Source organism: Sulfitobacter sp. HI0129 (assembly GCF_001635395.1).
Classification (GTDB): Bacteria; Pseudomonadota; Alphaproteobacteria; order Rhodobacterales; family Rhodobacteraceae; genus Sulfitobacter.
Map to the genome: position 1 here is coordinate 1 of NZ_LWGH01000257.1, position 8,606 is coordinate 8,606.

At 63.9% G+C, this 8,606-nt stretch carries 7 protein-coding genes; 6 read left to right on the forward strand and 1 reads right to left on the reverse strand.

The window, feature by feature from the left end; genetic code table 11:
• From A3764_RS04990 to A3764_RS05010, 5 genes are all read left to right on the forward strand, one after another.
• Window positions 1-579 (forward strand): thiamine pyrophosphate-dependent enzyme (locus A3764_RS04990; protein ID WP_236628023.1); only part of this gene is annotated, 579 nt, incomplete at its 5' end.
• A gap of 4 nt (window positions 580-583) precedes the next feature.
• On the forward strand, window positions 584-1,690 hold the full coding sequence (locus A3764_RS04995; RefSeq protein ID WP_067924508.1) for an acetate/propionate family kinase: 1,107 nt from the start codon (window positions 584-586) through the stop codon (window positions 1,688-1,690).
• Entirely contained in the window at window positions 1,687-4,503 is a 2,817-nt protein-coding gene (locus A3764_RS05000; protein ID WP_067924511.1) for a molybdopterin oxidoreductase family protein, read from the forward strand. The genes A3764_RS04995 and A3764_RS05000 overlap by 4 nt, the downstream gene beginning before the upstream one ends.
• A 76-nt stretch (window positions 4,504-4,579) precedes the next feature.
• A complete protein-coding gene (locus tag A3764_RS05005) occupies window positions 4,580-5,353 on the forward strand; it encodes a 4Fe-4S dicluster domain-containing protein (RefSeq protein ID WP_067924514.1) in 774 nt (257 codons plus the stop codon).
• The gene (locus A3764_RS05010; protein ID WP_067924517.1) at window positions 5,353-6,240 is read left to right on the forward strand and encodes a dimethyl sulfoxide reductase anchor subunit family protein; all 888 of its coding nucleotides are present in this window, start codon (window positions 5,353-5,355) and stop codon (window positions 6,238-6,240) included. Before A3764_RS05005 ends, A3764_RS05010 begins: the two co-directional genes overlap by 1 nt.
• 46 nt (window positions 6,241-6,286) lie before the next feature.
• Here A3764_RS05010 and dapA read toward each other — a convergent pair whose 3' ends face one another.
• The gene (gene dapA / locus A3764_RS05015; protein ID WP_067924520.1) at window positions 6,287-7,162 is read right to left on the reverse strand and encodes a 4-hydroxy-tetrahydrodipicolinate synthase; all 876 of its coding nucleotides are present in this window, start codon (window positions 7,160-7,162) and stop codon (window positions 6,287-6,289) included.
• Between the two features lie 136 nt (window positions 7,163-7,298).
• Between dapA and A3764_RS05020 the strand changes: the two genes are divergently transcribed.
• Window positions 7,299-8,606, forward strand: a 1,308-nt coding sequence (locus A3764_RS05020; protein WP_067951277.1) for a tail length tape measure protein, incomplete at its 3' end; no start/stop codon positions are given.

Here is an 8,606-nt window from a genome sequence, read left to right on the forward strand (position 1 = left end):
ATCATCAGTTCGGACATCGGCAACAACTGCGCCATCGGCAACGCCTATCCCTCGTTCGAGGATGGCCGCAAATATCTGGCACCGGGTCTTTTCGGCCCCTGCGGCTACGGCTTTCCCGCCATCGTGGGCGCCAAGATCGGTTGCCCGGATGTGCCCGTGGTTGGGTTCGCGGGTGACGGGGCCTTCGGCATCTCGATGAACGAAATGGTCTCCGTCAGCCGGGACGATTGGCCCGCGATCACGATGGTGATTTTCCGCAACTACCAGTGGGGGGCGGAAAAGCGGAACACCACCCTGTGGTTCGATGACAATTTTGTGGGCACCGAACTTGCGCAGGACGTGAACTATGCCGCCATCGCCAAGGCCTGCGGCGTCGAAGGCGTGCAGGTTTCTTCCATGCAGGAACTGACCGACGCGCTGGACAAGGCGATCAAAGCGCAGATGAACGACGGCAAGACCACGTTCATCGAAGTTCTCTTGAATCAGGAGCTGGGCGAGCCATTCCGCCGGGATGCCATGAAAAAGCCCGTGTCCGTTGCCGGCATCAGCAGGGAAGACATGCGCCCTCAAAAGGTCTGAAGAATTGCCGGTAGACGGGCCCCTTCTCGTCGTCAACGCGGGGTCGTCGTCGATCAAGACGGCGGTCTTCGACCCCGGCCTGAAGGAACTCTTGCGGGTGGAGGCGACGGGCATCGGCACGCGGGGCAATGGCCGCGTCACGGCGCCGGGCGTTGACCGGCCCGGCGAGCTGCCCGATCACGCAGCTGCCCTGTCTGCGATACTGGAGACATTGGAGGCGCAGGGCGTTCCCGCAACCGCACTGAGCGCCGCGGCTCACCGCGTTGTCCACGGCGGCCCGACGCTGACCCGGGGCGTCCGCGTAACGCCGCAGGTACGCGAGATCATCGCGGCCTCTGTGCCCTTGGCGCCTCTGCACAATCCCCATCACCTTACCGGGATCGATGCGATTGCACGCGCCGTACCCGGCCTGACGCAATGCGCCAGTTTCGATACCGGCTTTCATGCCAGCAACCCAGCTGTCGCCTACCGTTACGCTTTGCCCGAAACCCCCGAAACGACAGGTCTGCGCCGGTATGGCTTTCACGGTCTCAGCTACGGCGCGATGGTCAAGGAATGGGAAGCGACCACGGGGCACCCCCTGCCCCCGCGCCTGCTGGCCATGCACCTTGGCAACGGCGCATCGCTTTGCGCCATCCTCGAAGGAAAATCCGAAGCGACTACGATGGGGTTCTCCCCGCTCGGCGGGCTGACCATGGGTACCCGCGTGGGGGAGATCGACCCCGGCGCCGTGCTGCATCTGGCCCGGCGCATGGGGCCGGATGCGGCCGAACAGATGCTGCAGGAACGCTCGGGCCTTCTGGGGCTGTCCGGCGTCAGCGCCGACATGCGCCGCATCTGTGCGGACGACAGCGCCGCGGCGCAATTCGCCCGCGACCATTTCCGATACTGGATCACCCGTCAGTCGGGGGCCATGATCGCCGCCATGGGCGGCCTCGATGCCATCGCCTTTACGGGTGGCATCGGTGAAAATGACGCGGAGATGCGGAACGAAGTTCTTGCAAACTTAGCTTGGGCAGGAAATGTTCCCCATTGGGTCATCCCCGCCGCCGAAGAGCGGCATGTCGCGGGCGAGGCCCTGACAGCGCTGGAGGAGGCGCCGCAGCCATGACGCATCATCAGCCGGAACTGGACCTGTCGCCCAAGGTCTCGGACGAGGTCCGCAAGACGACCTGCTACATGTGCGCCTGCCGCTGCGGCATCAACGTCCACATGAAGGACGGCAAGGTCGCCTATATCGAAGGCAACCGCGACCATCCGGTGAACCGGGGTGTCCTCTGCGCCAAGGGGTCCGCCGGGATCATGCAGCACAACGCCCCGTCCCGCCTGCGCGCGCCGCTGAAACGGGTTGGCCCCCGCGGCTCCGGCGAGTTCGAGGAAATCACCTGGGACGAAGCGCTGGAAATAGCGACCGGCTGGCTCGCCCCCATCCGCGAAACGGCGCCCGAAAAGCTCGCCTTTTTCACCGGGCGGGACCAGTCGCAAAGCTTCACCAGCCTCTGGGCGCAAAGCTTCGGCACACCGAACTACGCGGCCCATGGCGGCTTCTGCTCCGTCAACATGGCGACGGCGGGCATCTACACCATGGGCGGCGCCTTCTGGGAATTCGGCCAGCCCGACTGGGACCATACCAAGCTCTTCATGCTCTTCGGCGTGGCCGAGGATCACGACAGCAACCCGATCAAGATGGGCATCGGCAAGATCAAGGCGCGCGGCGCGCGTGTCATCGGGGTGAACCCCATCCGCACGGGCTATAACGCCGTGGCCGACGACTGGGTCGGCATCACGCCGGGCACCGACGGGCTTTTCATCCTGTCGATGGTCCATTGCCTGATGAAATCGGGGCGGATCGATCTGCACTATCTCGCGCAATACACCGACGCCCCGGTTATGGTGAACGCGGATGAAACCTCCCCCCAGCATGGCCTGCTGCTCCGCGATGAAGACGGCAAGGAACAGGTGATCGACAGACGCACAGGCAAGCTCTGCGCCTTTGATGCGCCGGGTGTCCGCCCCGACCTTTCTGCCACCTACGAGGTCGACGGCGTCACCCATCGCCCCGTCTTTCATCACATGGCGGAAAAATACCTCGCGGATACCTACGCCCCCGAAGCCATCGCGGACAAGGTCGGCATCCCCGCGAAACGCATCCGCGCCATCGCCGCCGAACTGGCCCGAATTGCCTTCGACGAAGCCTTCGAACTCCAGCGTGAATGGACGGATTTCCGGGGCGAGACCCACAAGACGATGACGGGGCGTCCGGTCTCCTTCCACGCGATGCGGGGCATTTCGGCCCACGCCAACGGCTTTCAGACCTGCCGCGCGCTGCATCTGCTGCAAATCATCCTCGGTACCGTCGAAGTACCCGGCGGGTTCCGCTTCAAACCGCCCTACCCCAAACCCGCCACCGCCCACCCCAAACCGCACAGTGGCGTGAACCCCGGCGCGCCGCTGAACGGGCCGCATCTCGGCTTCGTTCACGGGCCTGACGACCTTGCCCTCAACGAAGACGGCAGCCCCGCCCGCATCGACAAGGCGTTCACATGGGAAAACCCCATGTCGAGCCACGGGCTGATGCATATGGTGATTTCCAACGCCCATGCGGGCGATCCCTACAAGATCGATACGCTGTTCATGTACATGGCCAACATGTCGTGGAACTCCTCCCTGAATGTCGGCGGCGTGATGGAGATGCTGACGGACAAGAACGAAAACGGCGATTACGTCATCCCCCGCATCATCTATTCGGATGCCTATAGCTCCGAAATGGTCGCCTACGCGGACCTGATCCTGCCAGATACCACCTATCTGGAACGGCACGACTGCATATCACTTCTCGACCGGCCCATTTGCGAAGCGGATGCCGCGGCCGATGCGATCCGCTGGCCCGTGGTTCAGCCGGACCGCGACGTGCGCGGCTTTCAGTCGGTCCTTTGCGAGCTTGGCGCAAAGCTGGGCCTGCCTGCTTTCGTCAACGACGACGGCAGCCAGAAATACGCCGACTACGCTGACTACATCACCAATCACATGCGCCGCCCCGGGGTCGGCCCTCTCTTTGGCTATCGCGGCGCGGCGGGCAGGCAGACGGGCCGCGGTGACGCAAACCCGAACCAACTGGATCGCTATATCGAAAACGGCGGCTTCTTCATCTCCCACGTTCCAGAGGAGGCCGCCTATTACAAGCCGTGGAACCGCGACTATCAGGACTGGGCCGTGCAGAACGCGCTTTACGATGCGCCGCAGCCTTATCTCTTCTCGCTCTACGTCGAACCGCTGCGCCGCTTCCAGCTTGCCGCCGAAGGTCACGGGGAACGGCAACCCCCGGACCATCTGCGCCAACGGATCATCGACACGATGTCGCCGCTACCGATCTGGTACGATTGCGACAGTGCGGGAACCGAAGGCTACGACATCCACGCCCTGACCCAGCGCCCCATGGCCATGTATCATTCATGGGGCGGTCAGAACGCATGGCTGCGCCAGATACACGGCCATAACCCGCTCTACCTGCCGACCAACTTGATGCGCGCGCATGACCTGAAGGATGGCGACTGGGCGCATGTCTCGTCCCCCCACGGGCGGATCACGGTCCCGGTCATGGAAATGGCCGCGCTGAACCCCAATACCGTCTGGACATGGAATGCCATCGGCAAGCGCAAGGGCGCCTGGGCGCTGGATGAGGACGCGCCCGAAGCAACCAAGGGCTTCCTGCTAAACCACCTGATGCATGAGCTGCTGCCGCCGAAAGGCGACGGCTTGCGCTGGTCGAATTCCGACCCGGTGACCGGGCAGGCGGCGTGGTTCGACCTGAAGGTAAAGATCGAAAAGGCCGAGCAAATCGCGCAGACCCGCCCCGATTTCCCGGCCCAGACCTCGCCCGTGGGCAAGGGCCCGCGCCTGCTGCGGTGGAAGGTCGGCCGATGATCCCCTTTCTCATGATCCCAAATACTTCGGGGTCCGGGGCAGCGCCCCGGCCTCGCCCCACAAGCGGAGTACCCCGATGACCGCACTCCCCGAACGGACCGATCGCAAACTGGGGCTGGTGATCGATCTCGACACCTGCGTCGGCTGTCATGCCTGCGTGATTTCCTGCAAAGGCTGGAACACCGAAAACTACGGCGCACCGCTCAGCGATCAGGACCCGTATGGCGGCGCCCCGTCCGGCACCTTTCTCAACCGGGTGCATAGCTACGAAGTGCAACCGCCCGAGGGTGCCGCGCAACTGGTGCACTTTCCAAAATCCTGCCTTCACTGTGAGGACGCGCCCTGTGTCACCGTCTGCCCCACGGGCGCCAGCTACAAGCGAGTCGAGGACGGCATCGTGCTGGTCAACGAAAGCGACTGCATCGGCTGCGGGCTATGTGCCTGGGCCTGCCCCTACGGCGCGCGGGAATTGGACGCCGCCGAGGGGGTGATGAAGAAATGCACCCTATGCGTGGATCGCATCTATAACGAGAACCTGCCCGAGGTTGACCGCACTCCGGCCTGCGTGCGGACCTGCCCCGCGGGCGCTCGCCACTTTGGTGACCTGTCCGATCCTGCCTCCGACGTCAGCCGTTTGGTCTCGGAACGCGGCGGGGTCGACCTGATGCCGGAACAGGGAACGAAGCCCGTCAACAAATATCTGCCCCCGCGGCCCCGGGACCGGCTCGCGAGGGATGCGGCGGAACCGACCACCGGCGAGATCGACGTATTGGCCCCTTTCCTCGAGCCTGTAGCGGAGACACCGCAGGGCTTCATCGGCTGGCTCGACCGCGCGCTGGAGAAGCTCTGATGCATCCCGCACCTTCCGTCATCGTCTTCACCAGCTTTTCGGGGCTTGGTTTCGGCCTGCTCTTCTGGCTGGGAATAGGGCTTCCCGCCGTCACCGGCTGGACCGCCTTCGCCTTCTTCACCATCGCCTATCTGTTTGCCGTGGGCGGGCTTGTTTCATCCACGTTCCACCTTGGCCATCCGGAGCGTGCGCTCAAGGCCTTTACCCAGTGGCGCACCAGCTGGCTGAGCCGCGAAGGTTGGGCCGCCGTGGCGAGCCTGATTGTGATGGCGGCCTATGGCGCGGGGCTCGTTTTTGTGCAGTCACGCTGGCCGGTTCTGGGCTATGTCGGCGCCGCTCTCTGTTTGCTCACGGTCTTCACCACCTCGATGATCTATGCGCAGATGAAGACGATTCCGCGCTGGAACAGCGTTCTCACCCCGCTCAACTATCTGTCGATCTCACTCGGCGGGGGGGCGCTGCTGGCGGGGCAGATCACCTGGGCGATCTGGCTGTTATTGGCCGCGGGTGTGCTGCAGATCGCGGCTTGGCTTCGGGGGGACCGGGCGCTGACCGACTCCGGCACCGATCTGGCAAGCGCCACGCGGCTGGGGACCATCGGCAAGGTACGCGCGTTCGAGCCTCCCCATACCGGCACCAACTATCTGCTGAAGGAATTCGTCCATGTGGTCGGGCGCAAACATGCGCTGAAACTGCGGGTGATCGCGATAACCCTGATGTCGGCGCTGCCGGTCCTGCTGCTTCTGCTGCCGTTTACCCACATCGCGGCGGCAGCGGCGGTGGTTTCACATCTCGCGGGTGTGCTCACCGCGCGCTGGCTTTTCTTTGCCGAAGCGGAGCATGTCGTAGGGCTTTACTACGGCGCACATGCAGGCAAGGCGGCCTGAGCGGGCGGAACCCGACCGCCGCATAGCGGTCGGACCGTCAGATCGTTCAGCCAAGCAATCCTGCATGGCGCAGCGCGTCGGAAACCAGCTTTTTCGTTTCATCCGAAAGCTCCGTCAGCGGCAGGCGGACCTCCGGCGAACACAGATCAAGCAGTGACATTGCGTATTTCACGCCCACCAGACCCGGTTCGGTGAAAATCGCCTTGTGAAGCGGCATCAAGCGGTCCTGCAGTTCCAGCGCGGTCGCATAATCACCTTTCGCACAGGCGTTCTGCATCTGCGCCAGCAGGGCGGGCGCCACGTTGGCCGTGACCGAGATGCAGCCCGTACCGCCCTGTGCGTTGAACCCATGGGCCGTCGCATCCTCGCCCGAGAGCTGGATGAAATCCGTACCACAGGTGATACGCTGGTCGCAGACCCGGGCGAGATCGCCGGTGGCATCCTTGACGCCGACGATCCGGGGCAGTTTCGACAGTTCCCCCATCGTCTCCGGCAGCATGTCCACGACGGAACGGCCCGGAATGTTGTAGATGATGATCGGCAACTCGCAGCAGTCGTGGACAGCCGTGAAATGCGCGATCAGCCCCCGCTGTGTCGGCTTGTTGTAATAGGGGGTCACCACCAGCAGGCCATCGGCCCCCACCTCGGCCGCGTGACGTGCAAGACGGACGCTTTCGGCGGTGTTGTTGGACCCGGCCCCGGCAATCACCGGGATGCGACCTGCCGCCGCTTTCACGACTTCTTCGACGACCGTTTCATGCTCATCATGGCTGAGCGTGGGCGATTCGCCCGTCGTGCCAACCGGGACGAGACCATGGGAGCCCTGATCGACATGCCAGTCCACAAGTTTGCGCAGGGTCGCGAGATCCGGTTTGCCATCGGCAAACGGTGTAACGAGGGCTGGCATCGAACCTTTGAACATATGCACGCTCCTTTGACTTGCGCAGACCGGCGGAAACCGGACAGTTTGACCCGCATGGCGGGAACGTCATTTGCATGCCGTCATTCAGGTCATATGTTGTTTGGCTCTAGCCTCTGACCAAAGGGAAATGCAAGCGATGACACGAGTCCTCACTGTTCTGACCCTCGTTTTTGCGCTGGCCTCGCCCGCGCTGGCCGAACGCCCCCGCCCCCTGGGTTGGGCGCTCGACGCCATGCGGGCCGGCAGCTGGGAAGCCGCGCTCACCCTTGCCGAACGGGACGGGCTCGTGGCGCGGGACGTCATAATGTGGCATTTCCTGCGCGATGGGGGCGGTACCTTTGCGCAGATTTCGTCCTTCCTGCAGCGCCGGCCCGACTGGCCGGGCGAAAGCTATCTGCGCCTGCGGGCCGAAGACCGCGTGATAGATGAGGACGACGCGACGATTCTCGCTTTCTTCAAGGGTGCACCCCCGCAAACGCCGCGCGGTGTACTGGCCCATGCCGAGGCTCTCTCCGCCAACGGCGAAACCGGCGAGGCAGAAGCCAATATCGTAATGGCCTGGCGCACCATGCCGATGAATAGCTCCAGTCAGGCCCTTTTTCTCGCGAAACACGCCAAGCTGCTTGAGGGCCACCACGCCGCGCGGCTGGATGAAATGCTGTGGCGGCGCAACCATTCCGCCGCACGCCAGATGTTCGATCTGGTCGGCAAGGGGGAGGTCGACCTTGCCAAGACCCGCATCGCGCTCCAACGGCGCGAAGGCAACGTGAACGCCATGATCGACGGTCTGCCCGCTGCGCAACTGGCGTCGCCCGGGCTGGCCCATGACCGATTTGAATGGCGGATCCGGAAGGGGCTGGTGGCCGAGGCAAAGGACCTGCTGCTGGAAACCTCGACATCCGCGCAGGCACTGGGCCAACCCGACGAATGGGGCAACCGGCGCCGTGCCCTGGCGCGCGGAGAAATGCGCTCTGGCGACAAGCGCCGCGCGTATCAGTTGGCGTCGCAGCATTTCATCGAGAGCGGATCGAACTATGCCGATCTCGAATGGTTGGCAGGCTACATCGCGCTGCGTTTCCTCGATGAACCGGAAACAGCGTACCGGCATTTCACCAATCACGATGGCGCGGTGAGCTCTCCGATCAGTCAGGGACGTGCGGGATACTGGCAGGGGGTCGCGCTCGAAGCCATGGGCGAACCCGAACGCGCCGCCGCGGCCTTTGCCGAAGGGGCGAAGTATCAAACCTCTTTCTACGGATTGCTGGCCGCCGAACGAGGCGGGCTGCCTTTCGATGAAAGCCTCGCCGGGCACCCGCCTGCCAAAGACTGGCGCAAGAGCCCGCTCGCTCGCGCGCCGCTGTTCGAGGCGGGGCTGCTGCTGCAGGCATCCGGAGAGCTGACGCTGGCGGAAATCTTCTGGACCCATCTCGCGGACCAGTTGTTG

Coding starts and splice junctions, on each gene's coding strand:
- A3764_RS05000 (WP_067924511.1), top strand. CDS start 1,687: ATGACGCATCATCAGCCGGAACTGGACCTGTCGCCCAAGGTCTCGGAC.
- A3764_RS05005 (WP_067924514.1), top strand. CDS start 4,580: ATGACCGCACTCCCCGAACGGACCGATCGCAAACTGGGGCTGGTGATC.
- A3764_RS05010 (WP_067924517.1), top strand. CDS start 5,353: ATGCATCCCGCACCTTCCGTCATCGTCTTCACCAGCTTTTCGGGGCTT.
- dapA (WP_067924520.1), bottom strand. CDS start 7,162: ATGTTCAAAGGTTCGATGCCAGCCCTCGTTACACCGTTTGCCGATGGC.